The sequence below is a fragment of the Pedobacter psychrodurus genome (genome assembly GCF_004331735.1).
GTDB lineage: Bacteria > Bacteroidota > Bacteroidia > Sphingobacteriales > Sphingobacteriaceae > Pedobacter > Pedobacter psychrodurus.
The window spans coordinates 1-19,224 of the sequence record NZ_SJSO01000002.1 but is presented as its reverse complement, the minus strand read 5'-3'; the positions used below and the strand labels follow the sequence as shown (position 1 = coordinate 19,224).

Below are 19,224 nucleotides of genomic sequence, written 5' to 3'. Positions count from 1 at the left end.
AATTTATCATTATTTGATAATTATCAAAAATAGATAATTATCAAATAATGATAATAAATATATTTTTTATACATTTACTATATAATAATTGTAACCACTAAACAAACAGTTATTATAGAGTTAAAAAACTTATTGTGAACGAATAAAATAGGAGAATTACAGAATGGTAGACAAAAAAATTAAAACGTAGATTATGGAAATTCATTTTCGAGACGAGTATCTGGAGGAGCTCGCTGAAAACAAAAAATTTACCGGAAAACCTAAATTCCCAGAAGAAGTAGTAATTGCTTACAAAAAGAGAATTTTTCAGGTTAAGGGTGCAAAAGGAACGCAGGATCTGAGACAAATCAAATCCCTGCACTTCGAAAAGTTAAAAGAGAAGAAATTCAAGGATAAGTATTCTATCCGTTTAAATAAAGCTTACCGGCTTATTTTTGAAATCGGAAAAGATGATCGTCTTGAAATAATGATAATTGAAGAAATCAATAACCATTATGCTTAATTGGCCTCTGGCCGTCACAATATTGCCTCAGCTTTCGGGAGCTGAGGCAATATTTAATACCACAAATCATGAATAATCAGGTCTTTAATTCTAAAGGTGCTGAAATTGAAATTCAGGCTTTCCATCCAGGGGAGTTTTTATTGGAAGAAATAGAAGAAAGGGGCATTGTCAAAAAAGATTTTGCAGAAGCTTTAGATATTTTTCCCAATAATTTAAGCCTTATTTTTGCAGGCAAAAGAAACATTTCTGCACAACTTGCGCTCAAAATTGAAAAGCAATTGGGTATCAGTGCTGAGTACTGGTATAATCTGCAAACCGCTTATGATTTGCAGATTGCCAGAATACAAGAACAACAAAATGAATTTGCTTAAAAAAGATAGCCCGTAAATCAATACGGGCTAATTATTTAGTTATCTACATGTACAATTGCAGGGACAGTTTCGATTTTGGAAAAATAATAATCGATAAGTGATAAGACTATTTATTCACCGGCACCTTGATATTATACAGCTTATCGTGCAAAGCTTTCATCTGTGCTTCAGAAAACTTGATATCTTTTCTATCATAGGTCATCAAGCCATTGGTTTCTACCTCTACATCGGTAGTTTGGGTATACACTCCAGCAGAAAGCCCTAGTGGGATTAATTCTTCTAAACGTTTCATAAACTGAGCGTATTTGTTAAAAAGATCGGTTTTGTTTTTAAAACTCTGGTAACCCCAGTTGTTTTTCTGTTGCCATACGTGGCCATCAATAGGCAGGCCAAGACCACCAAACTCACCAAGCACAAGAGCATAGTCTTTTCCAAAATAATCAGGACTAGGCATAGCCGGATGTGGGTAATTATGCAGGTCGATAATATCGCCCACCGGATAGAAATTACCTCCACTGGCCGTATTTACTAATCTTGAAGGATCTTTCTCTTTTGTCCATTTGGCAATTTCTACGGTTTTAAACTGCCCCCAAGCCTCGTTGAAAGGTGTCCACACTACGATTGAAGGTACATTGTAAAGTGCATCAATAATGGCATTCCACTCTTTTTTATAATAGCCTTCAGATTCGGGACTTCTGTTTTGATCTGAGCCATGGTCTAAAATACCTGGACGGTTTTCCCAGCCATTACCCAAGTCGCCACTAGGCATATCCTGCCAAACCAGCATACCAGCTTTATCGCAGTGGTAATACCAACGTGCAGGCTCTACCTTAATGTGTTTCCTGATCATATTAAAACCCATTTCTTTGGTTTTATCTACATCGAACTTCAAGGCTGCATCTGTGGGTGCAGTGTAAAGTCCATCTGGCCACCAGCCTTGATCTAGCGGACCATACTGAAAAACAAACTCATTGTTTAACAACATGCGTTGAATACCGTTCTGATCTTTGCCCATTGAGGTTTTGCGCATGGCAAAATAACTTTTCACCTCATCTACCTTTTTATTTTTAGCAATCAGTTCAACTTTTAAATCGTATAAAAACGAATTTTTAGGATTCCAAAGTTTAGGGTTCGCAATTTTTAAACTGATTGCACCATTACCATCAGCTATCTGCTCAGCTACTTTGGTTGTGCCGTCCCATGCAGAAACCTTAACCTGATCACCTGTAGCAGCTTCCGTTAAAAATGTGGTAACCGCTACGGTTTGCTGATCGATATCTGGTGTTACTTTAATGTGATCGATATGTACTTTATTTACTGCCTCAATCCATACCGTCTGCCAGATACCCGTTACTGGGGTATACCAGATACCTTCTGGTTTTTTTACCTGTTTTCCTCTTGGTTGCGGGCCATCATCTGTCGGGTCCCAAACTTCTACGGTTAAAGTCTGGCTTCCACTCTTGTTTATAAATGGCGTAATGTTAAAACTGAAGGGATCGAAACCACCTTCATGTTTCCCTACCTGTTTACCATTAATACTCACTGTACTTCTCCAATCAACCGCACCAAAGTGGAGCATAATTTCTTTGCCCTTCATGTTAGCAGGCACAGTAAAGCTGGTTTTGTACCAGAGCAGGCTATCTTTACCAACTGTTTTACCCACACCCGAAAGTGAAGATTCTACGGCGAAAGGAACCAGAATTTTACCCTGGTTTATTGCAGGGCGCTGCGATTTTTCGGAAATGGCATAATCCCAAAGGCCGTTCAGGTTTTTCCAGTTGCCTGTACGCTCAAACTGTGGACGCGGATATTCTGGAAGAACACTTTTAGGATTTACTTCCTGGGCCCATGGTGAGGAGATTTTCCCTTTTACCATCGACCACGATTTGTCCTGTTGCTGCGCGGAAAGGGAAAGTGAAAGCCCTAGCAGCGAGATAAGGATGGATACTTTTTTATTCATTGGTTTAAATTTGTGTGTTAAGGTTGGGTTTCGCTAAATGTGTTAACTTAAGGGGGAAAAATTCTCATCCCAAAGCTGTCAAAAGGCAAAAGGTTTTTGTTTTCGACTACCAAAAGGTCTTCGACTCCGCTACAATTGACAGATTCCAAAAATCGATCGTCATTCCCACGCAGGTGGGAATCTTAAAGCTTATTGCATTACGATTCCCAATCGAGTTGGGAATGACGAACCGCTAAAACCTGTTATTGCGCCTTCAATGTTTTTCGGTTAAAAACTGACCGCTCAAACTGACAACGATTATGATTAAGTTAATGCCATTTTGGGTTTTCCCTGATCAGCATATGATTTATTTGTTGTTGAGTTTTTTAATCAGGTTAACCTCATCCAAGCGGTACGGAGTGCCGTCGGGCTGAAAGATTTCGTGGAACCACTCCATCGGATCAGATCCATCTGCAAGTGGAGTATCCCAGGCATATTTTGTATTGGTTTTACCCGCAGCAAAACCCCAGTTTATAGCGCCAACATTTTCATTTTTTAGCAGGGGCAAAGTGTTAGAAAAACGGCTGTTTCGCGATCGGGCCATATATTCGGTACAGATTAATGGTCGGCCGCTGGCTTTTAAAAGATCGATGGTTCTTTGGTGCCAATCTGGTGCCTCATAGTTATGATAGGTTACAATATCTGAGTTGGCCAGCTGTATTTCGTTAAGCTTTTCGAAACCCCAGCTCCACAATCCGATAGAAATAGGCTGATCGGGATTAACCGACCTTGCCCAGCTAATGGTTTTGGTTAACAAGGGAATGGTTGCCTCTAATTTCCCACTATTTCCGGGTTCATTGTACAAATCCCAGAGTAAAATTCTTTTATCATGCGCAAAATGACTAAGTACATCTTTCACATATTTTTCGAGCTCCGAGAAGTTTGCTTCTTCTTTAAAAGCAGGATCGCCAGGATCTTGCAACCAGCCCGAATTATGGATACCTGTTTTGGGCTCAGGCTGCTTTCCGATCGCTGAAGTTTTGTTCCAACAGTCATCAAAGAAGACAAACATCGGTTTAATGCCATGTTTTTGGGTGATGGTTAAAAATTGATCCATTCTCTTTTTAAAACCTTCGGGATCCTGGCTCCAGGCTTTACTAAACAAGAATACACGCATAGTGTTAAAACCAATTCCTTCGGCCCAACCTAGTTCTTTATCAATCAGATCGGGTGAAAAAGTATCGGCCTGCCACATTTCTAACTGGTTGATTGCATTGGAAGGAATGTAGTTGGCACCTGTTAACCATTTATGTTCTTTGTACCAGGCATTGGCTTTTTCAACAGACCAAACCTTTGCAGGCTCGGTGCTTTTTTTTGTTTTTTGTGCAAAGCCCATACTGATGTTAAAGCTCAGTGCAACAAGTAACGCGTAGTTTTTTAATTTCATATCGGTATTTATCTGATTATTTTTTATTTCGGTTAGCTGGTGATGTTATGCTTAATCCTGCTTTTAGCGGAGTTCCAAAATTTGGTGTACCATCGGTATTCCAGTTGAACTTTTGGGCCCGGGGTGAGCGGAAACCTCCGCAGCCCTGGCCTGGTTTATCATTGGCATGATATAGGATCCAGTCTTCTTTTCCATCTGGCGATTTAAAAAATGAGTTATGGCCTGGCGCATAAACGCCGTCTTTAGGCGACTGCTGAAAAACAGGTTGATCAGATTTTGTCCAGGAAGCAGGATCGAGCAGATTACTTTTAGCCGAAGCGGAAAGCATACCCAAGGCATAAAAATCTGTCCAGCAGCCACTGGCCGAATAAATGATGAATATTTTATCACCGTGCGGCAAAAACTGAGGTCCTTCGTTTACATCCACATGCGCTCCTCCACCGAGATCTCCGATTTTTTCCCAGCTAAATTTGGGTGTAGAAATCTTTACCCGTTTCCCCGCTACCGTCCATGGGTTTTTAAGCTTGGCGATGAAAATTTCCTGCTTGCCGTTTTCATCTCCCTCCCATCCAGACCAGATCATATACAACTGACCTTTAAAATCGATCACATCGCCATCAATGGCCCATTTATCCGTCGGATCGGTAATTTTGCCTTTAAATATCCACTCGCCTTTCATGGGGTCAGCTGAAGCATTTTCTAAAACATACATGCGGTGGTTATTATTCTTCCCATCATCTGCTGCAAAGTAAGTGTACCATTTACCTCTTAAAAACATGACTTCTGGCGCCCAGATTTCTTTACTGTACATGGTGCCTACAGGTGCATGCCAAATGGTTTTCCGCTCCGCATCTTTTAAGCCATCTAAAGTTTTGGTTTTCCAAAGATCTACCCGGTTTCCGGTGGTATGGGTATAATAGTAATAACCATCTTTATAATAACTATAAGGATCGGCACCCGATGGCAGTAAAGGATTGGTAAATGTTTGTGCATGTAAGCCTGTAACCCATAACAGGCACAAAGCGATAAGCAGATATTTTATTTTCAAAGCATTCATTTTTAAAACCTTACGTCTTTTATATTTTTCGATCATCGGCATTTTCCAATCTTTAAAAAAAGCAATTTATTCTCTTAAATAAGCTTATTTTTATCTCAATATTTCTACAAATGCAATCAAATTCTTGTTGCACTTTGCATTAAAAACCTAAAACTTTCAGGGTCGATCTGCATCTGGTAGATACCTTTTTTATCTTTTACAAAGCCAGCTTTTATGATGGCGGTAGCCCTTGGCGATACTTTGTCCTTTGAGTAATGGGTATGTAGCACATATTGCAGTTGACCGTTTTTATCGGTAAAAAAATCTCCATGTCCGGTTCCATTTACCTGCAGTATATTTTTACTGACGATGGGATTACCTTCATATTTTAACCATGGCCCCATGGGCGAGCTTGAAGTAGCGTACCCCACGGCATAATCAGGATTTCTGAAATCATTTGCCGAATAAAAAAGATAGTAAAGATTTCCCTCTTTGATTACCGTTGGACCTTCGGTTACCGGCCAATCGGTTCTTGCCGTATTTTCCCAGGCTTCTGTTCCTGATAAACAAGCTTTTGTTGTTTCAGAGATTACATCAGAAAAATCATCTTTCAGTTGTGCTACAAAAATCCGGTTGCCTTTATCGAGTTTAACGTGATAGAGGTAGTTTTTCCCATCAGTATCCGTAAATACAAATGGATCGATCTGTTTTGCTATGCCTGATATTGCTTTTAATTCTTCCTGAACAAAAGGCCCTGTTGGACTATTACTATGAGCAATAGCAATTTGTTCATCAGCGGTATAGGCCATAAAATACGTTTTACCTCTTTTAAATACCTGCGGAGCCCAAAAACCCTTGCTTCCGAAGGCATCGCCCTTTTTTAATGCAAATCCCTTATTTTTTCCAATAGGTTTAGTCCAGTTTTTAAGATCGTGGGAAGAATAAACCAGGAAACCTTCATCGCTACTCGTACCATATAAATAGTATACACCTTTATCTAAAAAAATGGTTGGATCGGCCAGGTAAATAGTATCATTTAGTTGCTTAGCAGACACGTTTTTACCAATAGAAAATACGAAGAAGCATAAAAAAAAGGCGAAAAGATATTTCATTTAATAATGATTAACTAAGGGTAAGATACTGATAGTAGAGGACATAAAGTGTGTTAAGATCGTCATTTCGAGCGGAGTGCAACGTAGCCGAGAAATCTATTAGATCTCTCCATTTCGCTGCGCTCCAGTCGAGATGACGATTTTTCTTTTGAACCTATCAATGGAAGCCTGTCTAAAGTTTAAAAATTTATTTTAGTTACCGGCGTAAAAATTAGATCGTCTACTCCTGCAATTTTAACACCTATCCTGGCAAAAACATAATTTTGCGCAGGTACAATTGCAGGGATGTTTACACTCATATTTAAGTTATTCAGGTCGGCTAGCGCAGTACCTCTAAGTTCTTGCACCCCGATATTATTGCCTCCATCTACAAACTGCGTTTTGTTAATATATAGCGTTACACTTTCTATATCCTTTGCATTGGCATCAGTAATTATTTTTTCCAGTTTGCAGAAGCCATTCACTTTTCCAGAAGCGGCAGCCATAGTGGCACCGCGGATCATGTAATAAGGCATTACCTCAATATCCATCACCTTATCACCGCTAATATTTACGGCAACGGTATCCTGTTTACCAGCTGCATTCTTTTTCCATAAAAACGGCCCTTGGTTTGGTGAGAAAACCAGTTTATAGTTCCCATCAAATAACTTCGCCGAATAATTGCCGTCCTGGCTAACATTTACGTTTAGTGCGGAGTAATTTCCAAAGCCAGATTGCCAAAGTTCGAAATTTACCTGGCCGTATTGAACATTGATTGCTTCGCCCTTATACACGATCCTTCCTGTAAAATCGGCCGCAGGTGCTTCGTAATTATCCTTTTTACAAGAAGAGAAAAACACGGCTATAATTGCCCCTATAATGAAATAAAATCTATTTTTCATGTCTATATATGATTATTGATTAGGGTTTCTGATAATTTTTGGGTTGCCGTTAAGTACATCCTGCCCGATTGAAGAATAGTAATTACCGATACGGAAACGGTGCGCTGCAGTAACGCGGCTCGGTTTAATCACCTTAAAAATATACTTGAGGTGGTTTGCATTACCTGGGTTATAATATTTATATGGCCACAAACCAAACACCTGTGTACTTGGGCGTGTTGCACTTCCAATATTGCTTGCATTGGTAAAATCGGCAGCCGACATATTGTTGCCGTTCCATACTTTATCGGCCAGTCTCCAACGTTTCATATCCCAAAGCTGATGTCCTTCAAAAGCAAATTCTACTTTTCGTTCGTGTACGATACGATCAAAAGTGATATCAGATGGATTTAATGCAGTGATGAGTCCTGCGCGTTCTCTTACCGGCTTGATATAATTGGCTGCTGTAGCTGCATCACCCAGTTCGAATGCTGCTTCGGCTGCATTTAACAATACTTCGGCATAACGGTAACGGATCCACCATACATCACTTCGGGTACCAATCTGGCCTGAACCTGTGGCTGGATCTAAATATTTCCGTACATAAAAACCAGACTGCGCACTGAATTCAAGTCCATCAACAGGACCATCACCACCCACTACCTGCACAGAACCGGCATTACCCGGAAGTACGTTGGTTTTACTCTGAGCAAAATTATCTCCTGTTACAATTGTACCATTGGCCAATTGGTAACCGGCCCAGATATCAACGGTTTTGCCTTTAAACTGTGTTCCCGGAAGGATAACTGTACCGGCCAAACGGGCATCACGGCCAGCAAAAATGTCGGTGATGTTGGTATAATAAACCGGGTTTCCACTGCCATCAACAGCAGCTAAAGAGGCATAGTTATTATCCAGTTTTTCGAAAGACTGAACCAGATTTAAGGAAGGGTTTAACCTTCCACCTTGTGCTTCTTCGGCAGAAGAACGTGGTTGGTTGTCGATTGTAAAACCATGAGCTTTATTGGTTTTCAATTTAAAATCTTTGGCAAATATTACCTCTGGATTGCTGCCTTTATCCGTAAAAAGGGCTGCAAAATTATCAGATAGATTTGGATTCTTTTTGTAAAGCGAATATTTACCACCATCGATAATTTCTTTTGCCGCATTTAAGGCTTTGGTAAAATAACCGTTAGCCATTGCTGCAGGAATGCCAACCTCTCCACCCGGAAGGGTTAATTGGGCATTGCTATACTTTGCAATAGAACCTGCATAAAGCGCAGCTCTTGATTCCATAGCCAGGGCCGCAGCTTTTGTAGCCCTGCTCTGAATGGTTGCATTATCAGGAAGTACGGTTTTAATCGCTTCCAATTCGGCAATCACAAAATCATAAATTTCTGATTCCTTTGCCCTCGGATATTGCAGGGAACTTGGATCTCCGCTATAATCATAGGCCAGGGGAACAGTAATCAAAGGCACACCGCCCATTCTTTTTACCATCTCGAAGTATACACCAGCCCTTATAAAACGCGCCTCTGCTAAAAAGCGATCGCGGTCTTCGGCTTTTAAAGCTGTAGCTTCCTGCCCACGTTTAATAAACAGGTTCAGGTCGTTTACCAGCCTATAAACATTTATATCCCAGTATCTCCATGAGTCGTATCCATATTCCAGATTCTGGTGGCGAAAATAATCACCGCTTGCTGAGCCAAAACCTTCATCAAAATCGGCAAAAAGCCACCACGATTCGATTCGTTGAAAATCAGGGAAACGATCGTACAGATCGCCAACTACGGTAAGCACCAGGTTAGGATCTTTCCACACCGCATCAATCGGAAGGGTACTCGTCGGCTGCTTATCTAAAAATTCGGAATCTTTTTTACATGACTGCGCAAAGCTTAAACATGCAATGGCAGCAAATGCGTATATATATTTTTTCATTTGATTAGTCTTTTTCATGTTATAGCGATAATTTAAGACCGATGTTAAAGAACTTGTTCTGTGGATATTGCAATCCATTATCGTCTGCAATTTCAGGGTCTACACCGTAATCTTTCAGGTTATCGATAGAGAACAGGTTATACCCGTTAACATATACCCTTGCATTCTGGATCTTGATTTTTTCTGCCCAGCTTTTTGGCAAGGTATAGCCGATCTCAAGTGTACGCGCCCTCAGGTATCGCACGTTGTGCAACCAGAAAGTCGAATTTCTAGTGTTGTTACTATGATCGCGATCATTAAAACGGATTGCAGGATATTTACCAGCCACCCAGGGGCTGTTCAGGTCATAAAGATTAGTACGGTGCCAACTGTCATCAGCAAAATTCTGCAGTAAGGCACCTCCGTTCTGGAATGCCCAGCGTTGCTCCCAGTTCTGGTTCCAGGAATACATGGCACCGCCAGAAAAATCGGCGGTAAAATCGAAGTTTTTATAAGAACCGCCAATGGTAAATCCAAAACCTACATTTGGTTGCCCTCCAGTAGTATAACCTATCGGTCTTTCATCTAAACCATCAATAATACCATCGCCATTCTGATCCTTGTAAATTAAATCGCCAGGCAATAAAGAACGGTTACCTTTCCCATCAATATTTACCTTGTAGTTATTGATCTCATCGACATTCTGAAATTGACCGGTTACTTCGTAACCCCAAAAAATATCGGCATATCTATCCGTACCATTACTTCTGTAATTCTCCCATGAGTTGCCAAAACGTGGCTTATATCTTTCCAAAAGTTTCTTTCTGCTAATGGAAATGTTTCCACCAACATTGTAGTTAAACTCACCGATTTTATCTCTGTAGTTTAAGGAGAATTCACCTCCAAACTGTGCATCGCTTTCCAGGTTTTCAACATTTAAAGGGTATCCCAGTTCAATTGGAACAATTACGTCGTTTTTAATGGCCGGTAAACCAGTACGTTTCCTATAAAAATAATCTGCTGTTCCGGAAAGTTTACTACCGAACATCGAAAAATCTAAACCGATGTCGGTAATTTTGCTTTTAAACCAACTCAGGTTATTGATGATAGGACCTTTATCTCTTGAAGTGGTGATGTTTTTTCCATCCAATATCACGCTGCCCTGATTGTAGTTATAACCTGGGATATAAGCAAAAGGGTCAATACCTACATCATCATCCCCAAGCTGCCCGTAAGAGGCACGGAGTTTCAAATCGTTTAAGATATTGCTTTCGCCCAAAAGCGATTTCATAAATTTCTCTTGCGTAATTCTCCATCCGATAGATGCCGAAGGGAAATAACCTACACGTCTATCTGGCGCAAACTTCCATGAAGCATCTCTACGACCGGAAAGCTCCAGGTAATATTTATTATCGTAGTTGTAGTTTACCCTACCCACGTAACCAATACGGGCCTGTTCTTCCTGTATATCAGCAAAATCCTGCCCATCCATATCCGCAAACTGCAGTACAGGCAAAATATTAGTCTGTGGTACAGCGTGTTGAAAGGTATAGGTTCTAAAACGATCTAAACGCTCGGCTACAAATACAGCACCTACGGTATGTTTGCCAAAAGTGCGGTTATAATTGGCCTGAAGCTGATAGGTATTGGTATATACTTTTTCGTTTCTACGCTCTCTATATGGATTTGAACTTCCTACTTTTTCTTCGTAAATACCCGTTTCTGGATGATAAGTATATACATTATAGGTATACTCATGCCCGTTGATTACGTTATCGGCGATGTAATAAGAATATAAACCTTTTATCTCCAACCCTTTTATCGGTGTTTCGTAAGAGGCTGATAAATTGGTTTGTAAAACCCTCCAGTCTGATTTCCAGTAACCGCTTAATGCTTTGCTCTGCACGGCAAACTGCTCGGTATTGTGCCCAATATCATTTGGATAGTTTGGATTGCCATTGGCATAAGCTTGTTCAGTAGGTCTGTTTCTCAATAAAGCAAAACGGGCAGCCCAGTAATCATCTCCACCCGGTACACCTGGCTGGTCGCGGCTTTCGATACGGCCATTGATGAGCATACCCACCTTAAAACGGTCGGTTATTTTAGCTTCAATATTGCTCTGGATATTGGTCCGGTTAAAATCGAATTCCCTTGCTGTTCCAAACACGCCCTTCTGATCTAAACGCGTAGCAGAAAAGTAATAATTTACTCGATCACTTCCACCCGAAGCACTTAAATTTACTGAAGTTTGTGGCGCGTTTGGCGCAATGATAATGTCTTTCCAGTTCTGGCTCTGATAGCCATATTCTGTACCAGCTTTCCATTTATCCAATTCGGCCTGGGTAATACTCGTTGCGCCGTTCTGGTTCATTTCTGCAGTTGCCTGCCCCACTTTCCATTGGTAAGCATCAGTAGTTTCTGGAAAACGTACCCAGTTCTGCCAGCCCGTATACGCATCAACACTAAAGGTATTGCGGGTACTGTTCTTTCCCCTTTTGGTGGTAACCAAAATTACACCGTTTGATGCCCTGCTACCATAAATAGCAGCCGATGCATCTTTAAGCACACTGATGCTTTCGATATCGTTAGGTGAGATATTATTGAACTGGCCGGCATCTTGCTGAATACCATCGATAACATAGAGCGGATTACCCATGTTACGGATCTGAATATTGGCGCTCGCACCAGGTCTTCCGTCAGGCATCCTGAAAGATACACCGGGTAACTTTCCTGCTAAACCTGTACTCACGGTAGAACCGCCATGTACTTTTTCAATATCTTTGCTACTGATTGATGAAATAGCGCCTGTAATGGCTTCCTTTTTCTGTGTATTGTAGCCCACTACAATAACTTCCGATAAATCATTATTAGATGGCTTAAGCTGAACGCTGATTTGAGTACGGCCAGCCAATGCTACTTCCTGATTAATATAACCCACATAAATAAAGATCAGCGTGGCGTTTTTATCTGCTACCTGAATCTTGAATTTTCCATTGCCATCGGTAGTTACTCCTGTATTGGTACCTTTAACTTTAATACTGGCACCAACAACCGTTTCGCCCTTTTCGTCAGTTACTGTTCCGGTAACGGCAGTTTGCTCCTGGGCACTGAGCTGAAAGGAAAGTAAGATTAGGGTGATGGAAGTAAAAATAACGGAGAGGACTTTGCGTTTCAAAAATATTCTTTGAAGCAAGTACCAATCCAAGCGTACAAAGCCGCCATAAGAGAATAAACTTCTTTTCATATTAGGTTAGGTATTTGGTTAGTTAAAGAAGTAAATGGATTTAGTTCTATTTAATTCTTATCCAAAGATTCGGTTTTTAGCTATTGAGAGGGATACGCATTTGTATCAATCTTTCTTCATTTTGTCTCGATTTGTAACTAAGGAGTCTGTTTAGACACGGAGACTCAGAAACACGGAAAATGCCGCTCAATCCGTGATCTTGAGTTCGTCTCAAGATCTTAATGGCAACGGATTAGCATGATAGATACTGACCACGTAGTAGCTACAAGACAATTGAAAATAATATTTCTACTTGTAACAAGTTCAGTATGACGACTCTGAGTATCGTCATCTCGACCGTAGTGGAGAGATCTTTTAATATAGTCCAAAGATCTCTCCATTCCGTTGCACTACAGTCGAGATGACGACCTTTCTATGGAATCTACCTTTCGAGGAAGCAATCTTGCAATGATGTAGCGCTATTGAAATCAGATTTCGCAGTTTTTTACGCTGGGTTTTTGCGTTAGGGATTGTAAGGATTCAGTACCGATCCTTCATCGGTACCGGAGCGAAGCGCAGCCCTGCAAAGCCCGACCTTTGCGCAGCTTAGGTAACGCCCAAATTAGTCTGCAATTGGCAGTTTACAGTTTTCAGGTCTATAACAAAGAGTAATACTCAGATTAGATTGCAATTAGCAATTGACAGTTTTCAGGTCTATAAAAACTGAGTTTCTTAAATCTTTAAGGCTTTCCCAAATAAAATGGAATCTGTCTCAATCTTTCTACTTATCCGCTCAAATTCAATTTAGCCCGAAAGCAAAGCATTTCTTTAATATATTTGATGCAGCTGACCAAGATATCTTGAAAAAACTCTTCATCTTTTTATGTCTTCTGTTTTCGGTCCACCTGCTGTGGGGGCAACCTTACTATTTCAGGCATTACCAGGTAGAAAACGGACTTTCTAACAATACGGCCTTTTGTAGTGTACAGGATGGAAACGGCTTTATGTGGTTTGGCACAAAAGATGGTTTAAACCGGTTTGATGGTTATTCTTTTAAAACCTATCGTCACGATCCGGATCAGGCTGGCAGTTTAGGCAACGATTTAATCTACGCGCTCCACCACGACCAGGAACAAACACTCTGGGTGGGTACAAACAACGGTGTGTACCAATACAATCCTGCAAAAGAAAGTTTCACTATCATTAAAGAAACCAAAGGGATGCGCATAATTGATCTGGCCAGCGATCAGCGTGGAAATTTATGGATCTTATCTTCATTCAAAATATACTTATATCAAAAGCGTACTAAGAAAATACAGGCTTTTACCCATAATGCACCTTTCGATGCCTCATTGGTAACGGTTTTAAAAGATAGTAGTGTATGGATCAGTACCGGAAAGGGAACCCTCGAAAAATACAATCCCAAAGAGAACAATTTTCAACGCTTTAATATCAACGGTAAAAATGCCAAAACCGAATATGGCTGGGTATCGAGAATTGCCGAAACCGAAAATGGGAATTTATTGGTCGGCACCACCAATCAAGGTGTTAAACTCTTTAATCCGGTTACCTTGACATCGAAAAATATACTCAGGTTAAACGACGACCAAACGCCAATTTTTGTACGGGACATCAAAAAAACAGGCGCTCATGAGTTTTGGATTGCCACAGAATCGGGCATTTACATTTATAATGATGAAAGTGGAGCAATTATCCACATTAAAAAACAATACAATAACGATTATTCTTTAAGTGATAATGCCGTTTACACCATTTGCCTTGACCGCGAAGGCGGGGTTTGGACGGGCACCTATTTTGGCGGTGTAAATTACTATTCGAGCCATACTTCACTCTTTACCAAATACTTTCCTCAAAAAGGTACAAATTCTATTAGTGGAAGTGATGTAAGGGAAATTACCCGAGATGGTAACGGAAATTTCTGGATCGGTACGGAAGATGCCGGGCTGAACAAACTTGACGCAAAAACAGGGATATTTAAACACTTTTTACCCGACGGAAAACCTGGAAGCATTGCCTATTCCAATATCCACGGTTTATTGGTTGACGGCAACAAACTATGGGTTGGTACTTTCGAACATGGATTAGATGTTTTGGACCTGAAAACAGAAAAAGTAATCAAACATTATCAGGCAGGTGTTGGAAATGCTTTACGCACCAACTTTATTGTTACCTTCTGTAAAACACGATCTGGTGAAATTTTAGTTGGAACCATTAATGGTATTTACCGTTATAACCGAAAACGCGATGATTTTGAACCTATTGCCGGCCTCCCCTTTATTTTTTACTATTCGGTTATCGAAGACAGCAAGGGTAATATCTGGGCAGGTAGCTTTAACGATGGTTTATTTCAGTTTAACTTATCCAAACCAGGTTATGTGAACTACCGAAATAGCCCTAGAGATGCGAAAAGTTTAAGCCTTAACACCGTAAATAGTGTTTTTGAAGATAGCAAACAGCAGATTTGGATAACCACTGATGGTGGCGGGCTTTGCCGGTTTGATCAGAAAACACATCAGTTTAATCGTTACGGCATAAAAAATGGTTTTCCCAGCAATTACCTTTTCCGGATTGAAGAAGATGCTGTAAACAAGTTTTGGATTAGCAGTACCAGGGGGCTTATCCATTTTGACCCCAACACAGGTCTCAGCAAAACCTATTCTAAAGCCAACGGATTACTTACCGATCAGTTCAACTACAGCTCTGCCTATCAGGATGAGGATGGCCGAACCTATTTTGGGAGCGTAAAAGGATTGGTCAGCTTCAATCCCGCAAACCTAAAGGCAACTTCGTACGAAACCCCTGTATTTTTAACGGGCTTTCAAATCAACAGTTCAGAAATCGGTTTAAATGGGGCGGATTCTATTTCTGATCAATCGATCGTTTATGCCAATACCATCGAACTTAACTATAACCAATCTTCTTTTAGTATCGATTTTGCGGCCTTAAGCTATCTATCGCCCGAAATGACAGAGTATGCTTATAAAATGACAGGGCTTTATAAAAACTGGGAATATTTAAAAACCAACAGGAAGGTTTATTTCACCAAACTTGCCCCCGGGAATTATATTTTTGAAGTAAAAGCATTGGTAGAAGGAAGTAGTACATGGAGCACCAAAAATGTTAAACTCCTGATCAAAATCCGGCCTCCTTTTTACCTTAGTCCAATTGCTTATCTGCTTTATCTGATCGCTGCAGGCGGAATTATTTTCTTCCTGGTGAGAAGTTACCACCGAAAAATTGCGTTAAAAAACAGCCGGCGCATGGAAGTTTTCGAGCATGAAAAACAAAAAGAAGTGTATCAGGCGAAAATTGAATTCTTTACCAATGTTGCCCACGAAATCAGAACACCGCTCACATTGATTATCGGCCCGATGGAGAAACTGATTAAACAGGCTGATGCTGTGCCCGCAATAGAAAAGAATTTACGGATTATGGGGCGAAACACGGATAGGTTGCTCAAATTGACCAATCAGTTACTGGATTTCAGAAAAACCGAAACCAGTGAGTTTTCCTTAAACTTTGTAAAGGCCGACATTTCTGAAATCCTAAAAGACGTATTTTTACAGTTTCAACCTGCGGCAGAACAGGCAGACATTAAATATGACCTTCATATACCCGAAAAAAAGCTCCATGCTTATATCGATGTAGAGGCCTTTTACAAAATGACCAGCAATTTGATAGACAATGCCATTAAATATGGAAAAACCACTGTACAAATCAACTTATCCTTACAGGAAGGTGACAAGTTTGCGGTGATAGTTAAAAACGACGGCAAAAGAATCCCTATTGAAATTAAAGACAAGATATTTGAACCTTTTTTTAGGGGCAAAGAAACAGAAATAAAGGCAGGAACCGGAATAGGTTTATCGATTTCAAAATCACTTGCTCAACTGCATAGCGGGGAGCTTTATTTAGATTTTAATGATCGTGATTTTAATATATTTGTATTAGAACTGCCTATCCATCAACTTATAGAATTTAACCTGAACGGAAAATGGAAGAAATTGTAGGCACGCTTACCATAAAAGATACTGAAGATATGGAAAGATCTGTAGTGTTATTGGTTGATGATAATGAAGACATCCTTGATTTCATTTCAGATGATTTGGAAGATAAATACCATGTTCTACAGGCCAGGAATGGCATAGAAGCGTTAGAAATATTACAACATGAAATTGTACAACTCATTATTAGTGATGTGATGATGCCCGAAATGGACGGTTTCGAGTTTTGTGCGAAAGTCAAGTCTACTTTAGAATTCAGCCATATCCCCGTTATCTTGCTTACCGCAAAAAATTCATTACAATCTAAAATTGAAGGTTTAGAGCTGGGTGCCGATGCTTATGTTGAAAAACCCTTTTCACCCGAATTCTTACAGGTACAGATTTCCAGTCTGATTAAAAACAGGAACAAGATTAAAGAATATTTCTCCAGTTCTCCCCTCCTTCACCTTAAAAGTATTGCCTATTCTAAAGCGGATGAGTTGTTTTTGGAAAAATTACAAGATACGATTAACAAAAGCATCAGCGATCAGGATCTGGATGTAGAGCATCTGGCAGAAAAGATGAATATGAGCCGGCCAACCTTATACCGGAAAATTAAATCTATTTCTAACCTCAGTCCAAACGAACTGATTAATTTGGCAAGGCTAAAAAAAGCTGCCGAGCTTTTAAATGAAGGGGTACTAAAAATTTATGAAATCTCAGAAATGGTTGGTTATAGCTCTCAATCACACTTTGGAAGAAACTTTGCCAAACAGTTCGGCATGTCGCCTACCGACTATGTAAACAGTAAAACTGTAGAGAAAAAAAAGCCTTAAAATCAAATAGTTAAGCATTGTTATTTTCTTTATTTTTCCGTAAATTGTCATAACCAAAATATAGAAGTTATGAACATGCTTAAGAAAATCCAGCACTGGGGCGATCACCATCACCCAAAATGGTTAGACTATTTTAGAATCTTATTAGGCCTTATTTTAATTTGGAAGGGTATTGATTTTTACATCAATATGCAAGCCTTTAGTAATTTAATGAGGGGCGCTTTCTTAGGCACAGCCGTGAGCATTAGCTTACTGGCACACCTGATTATTATGTTACACCTTATTGGGGGCTTAGCCATTACCCTAGGCACACATACACGCGTATTTTGCCTGGTTAATTTACCCATACTGATTGGGGCGGTATTCTTTGTTAATATTTCTGGGGGTATTTTTAAACCCTATTCAGAATTTTGGTTTTCGGCCTCCGTATTAATCGGATTGGTTTGTTTTGCAATTGAGGGAAATGGAATATTATCTGTAGATCGAGAAAAAGTTTACCCCAAACAGGCACTTTAACGTAATAGATATTGATCAAAAACTTTATTAAATGGCTCGAATCTGCCCTTTAATAAAGTTTTTTGCTTTTTTTTCGTCTGCTAACTAAATGATTAGCAACGTTTATAATATTTTTTAAAAAATTTAATTAAAAATCATTTGCAGTTTTGCTTCAACTTCGTACTTTTGCGGCGGAGAGTTGGCAGAAGGATCAAGCAAAAAAGTTGGGGAGTTGAAAAGTTTATTTAATTTTGTTCAACATTATTATTTTGGACACCTCGATACTATCTTTTATACTCCCTGAAGGCTTAACCGAATACTTTGAACTTGATAGGTTTGAAGTTACTGAAGGCTCTTATCATATTTATCTTTTAGAAAAAAACATTCATCCTGAGGAATATTCAGGTGAGAAATTGATTTCTAAAGGCTTTTTCGATGAAATTACCGTTCGTGACTTTCCCTTACGTGGCAAGCCTTGTTTTTTGAAGGTAAAGCGGCGCAAGTGGCAAAACCTCCATACCAAAAAGATTGTTTACAGGGATTGGAATCTGGTTGCCGATGGTACTAAGATGACTACTGAGTTTGCATTTTTTTTTGAAAAGCTATTTGGATTCAAGCCCAATAAGCTGTAAAACTCTAGGTCATTTCTTTGGAGTAGATGGCAAACGCCTTGAGGAACAATATGCTAGCCATCTGAGTGGATTTACAGATTGGGATCAGTTGGAACATGCGGAGAACTGGCTTCTTTTTCCTGAGAATCTGGGAGAATATCTTTCCATAGATGAAACCAGCCTCTCTCAGGGAGAGTTGTATACCGTTCTGACCAATAAGGCTGCAAAAGGTAAAAAAGGTGCCCTGGTTGCCATTATTAAAGGAACTGAAAGCGAATCGGTTATCAAAATCCTCTCCCGGATCCAGGTAGGCTTGCGCAGAAAAGTGAAAGAAGTTACTCTTGATCTTGCTCCAACAATGTCGCGGATAGTTAAACGGTGCTTTGCTAATGCAGAACTGGTTTCCGATCGGTTCCACGTACAGCAGCTGGCTACCGAAGGCGTCCAGGAAATAAGGATAAGACACAGATGGGAGGCCATCGAACAGGAAAACAAGGAACTGGAGCTGGCCAAGACTGTAAAAAAACGCTGGGTGCCGGAATTGCTGGGAAATGGTGATACAGTAAAACAATTGCTGGCAAGAAGCAGATATTTACTGTTCAAACGGGAGGCTAACTGGACCCCGTCACAATCACACCGGGCAGAGCTATTGTTCAGCTTGTACCCTGATCTGGAACAGGCTTATAAATTAAGTCAGGGCTTGTCCATTATACTCAGTACATCCAAAGACAGAATAGTTGCTTTTAAAAGACTGGCAATTTGGTATAATCAGGTAGAAGCCGCTGGATTCAAGTCGTTTAACACCATTTCAAGAACGATACAGAACAACTATGAAACCATATTAAACTACTTTACAAATAGGAGTACCAAT

Annotated in this window: 14 protein-coding genes; 7 read left to right on the top strand and 7 right to left on the bottom strand. The window is 40.0% G+C overall.

The window, feature by feature from the left end:
- Positions 1-193: 193 nt before the first annotated feature.
- Both EZ456_RS01830 and EZ456_RS01825 read left to right on the top strand, forming a co-directional pair.
- Entirely contained in the window at positions 194-502 is a 309-nt protein-coding gene (locus EZ456_RS01830) for a type II toxin-antitoxin system RelE/ParE family toxin (RefSeq protein WP_131526779.1), read from the top strand.
- 68 nt (positions 503-570) lie between these two features.
- Positions 571-873 carry a HigA family addiction module antitoxin gene (locus EZ456_RS01825; RefSeq protein WP_131526778.1) on the top strand — a complete coding sequence of 101 codons (303 nt, stop codon included), beginning with the start codon at positions 571-573 and terminating at the stop codon, positions 871-873.
- A gap of 106 nt (positions 874-979) precedes the next feature.
- Here EZ456_RS01825 and EZ456_RS01820 read toward each other — a convergent pair whose 3' ends face one another.
- The 7 genes from EZ456_RS01820 to EZ456_RS01790 all read right to left on the bottom strand — a co-directional run bounded on the left by EZ456_RS01820 (position 980) and on the right by EZ456_RS01790 (position 12,428).
- A complete protein-coding gene (locus EZ456_RS01820; protein WP_131526777.1) occupies positions 980-2,833 on the bottom strand; it encodes a glycoside hydrolase family 2 protein in 1,854 nt (617 codons plus the stop codon).
- A gap of 346 nt (positions 2,834-3,179) precedes the next feature.
- Complete coding sequence (locus tag EZ456_RS01815; RefSeq protein WP_131526776.1) at positions 3,180-4,259, bottom strand: glycoside hydrolase 5 family protein; 1,080 nt, start codon at positions 4,257-4,259, stop codon at positions 3,180-3,182.
- A 16-nt stretch (positions 4,260-4,275) separates the two neighbouring features.
- Positions 4,276-5,358, bottom strand: coding sequence for a glycoside hydrolase family 43 protein (locus EZ456_RS01810; RefSeq protein ID WP_225876447.1), 1,083 nt, complete (start codon positions 5,356-5,358; stop codon positions 4,276-4,278).
- A gap of 74 nt (positions 5,359-5,432) precedes the next feature.
- A complete protein-coding gene (locus EZ456_RS01805) occupies positions 5,433-6,407 on the bottom strand; it encodes a glycoside hydrolase family 43 protein (RefSeq protein ID WP_131526775.1) in 975 nt (324 codons plus the stop codon).
- Positions 6,408-6,586: 179 nt separating this feature from the next.
- Positions 6,587-7,288 carry a DUF3823 domain-containing protein gene (locus EZ456_RS01800; RefSeq protein ID WP_131526773.1) on the bottom strand — a complete coding sequence of 234 codons (702 nt, stop codon included), beginning with the start codon at positions 7,286-7,288 and terminating at the stop codon, positions 6,587-6,589.
- A gap of 12 nt (positions 7,289-7,300) precedes the next feature.
- Positions 7,301-9,223, bottom strand: coding sequence for a RagB/SusD family nutrient uptake outer membrane protein (locus EZ456_RS01795; RefSeq protein ID WP_225876446.1), 1,923 nt, complete (start codon positions 9,221-9,223; stop codon positions 7,301-7,303).
- A 1-nt stretch (position 9,224) separates the two neighbouring features.
- On the bottom strand, positions 9,225-12,428 hold the full coding sequence (locus tag EZ456_RS01790; protein WP_131526771.1) for a SusC/RagA family TonB-linked outer membrane protein: 3,204 nt from the start codon (positions 12,426-12,428) through the stop codon (positions 9,225-9,227).
- Positions 12,429-13,267: 839 nt separating this feature from the next.
- Between EZ456_RS01790 and EZ456_RS01785 the strand changes: the two genes are divergently transcribed.
- From EZ456_RS01785 to EZ456_RS25480, 5 genes are all read left to right on the top strand, one after another.
- Positions 13,268-16,438 (top strand): ligand-binding sensor domain-containing protein, encoded by a 3,171-nt coding sequence (locus tag EZ456_RS01785; RefSeq protein ID WP_165501209.1) that lies wholly within the window; start codon positions 13,268-13,270, stop codon positions 16,436-16,438.
- Positions 16,423-17,247, top strand: coding sequence for a response regulator transcription factor (locus tag EZ456_RS01780; protein WP_131526769.1), 825 nt, complete (start codon positions 16,423-16,425; stop codon positions 17,245-17,247). Before EZ456_RS01785 ends, EZ456_RS01780 begins: the two co-directional genes overlap by 16 nt.
- Before the next feature lie 69 nt (positions 17,248-17,316).
- Complete coding sequence (locus EZ456_RS01775; protein ID WP_131526768.1) at positions 17,317-17,763, top strand: DoxX family protein; 447 nt, start codon at positions 17,317-17,319, stop codon at positions 17,761-17,763.
- 248 nt (positions 17,764-18,011) lie between these two features.
- A complete protein-coding gene (locus EZ456_RS01770; RefSeq protein ID WP_131526767.1) occupies positions 18,012-18,374 on the top strand; it encodes an ISAon1 family transposase N-terminal region protein in 363 nt (120 codons plus the stop codon).
- Positions 18,349-19,224 (top strand): ISAon1 family transposase (locus EZ456_RS25480; protein WP_131526766.1); only part of this gene is annotated, 876 nt, incomplete at its 3' end. The genes EZ456_RS01770 and EZ456_RS25480, both read left to right, overlap by 26 nt.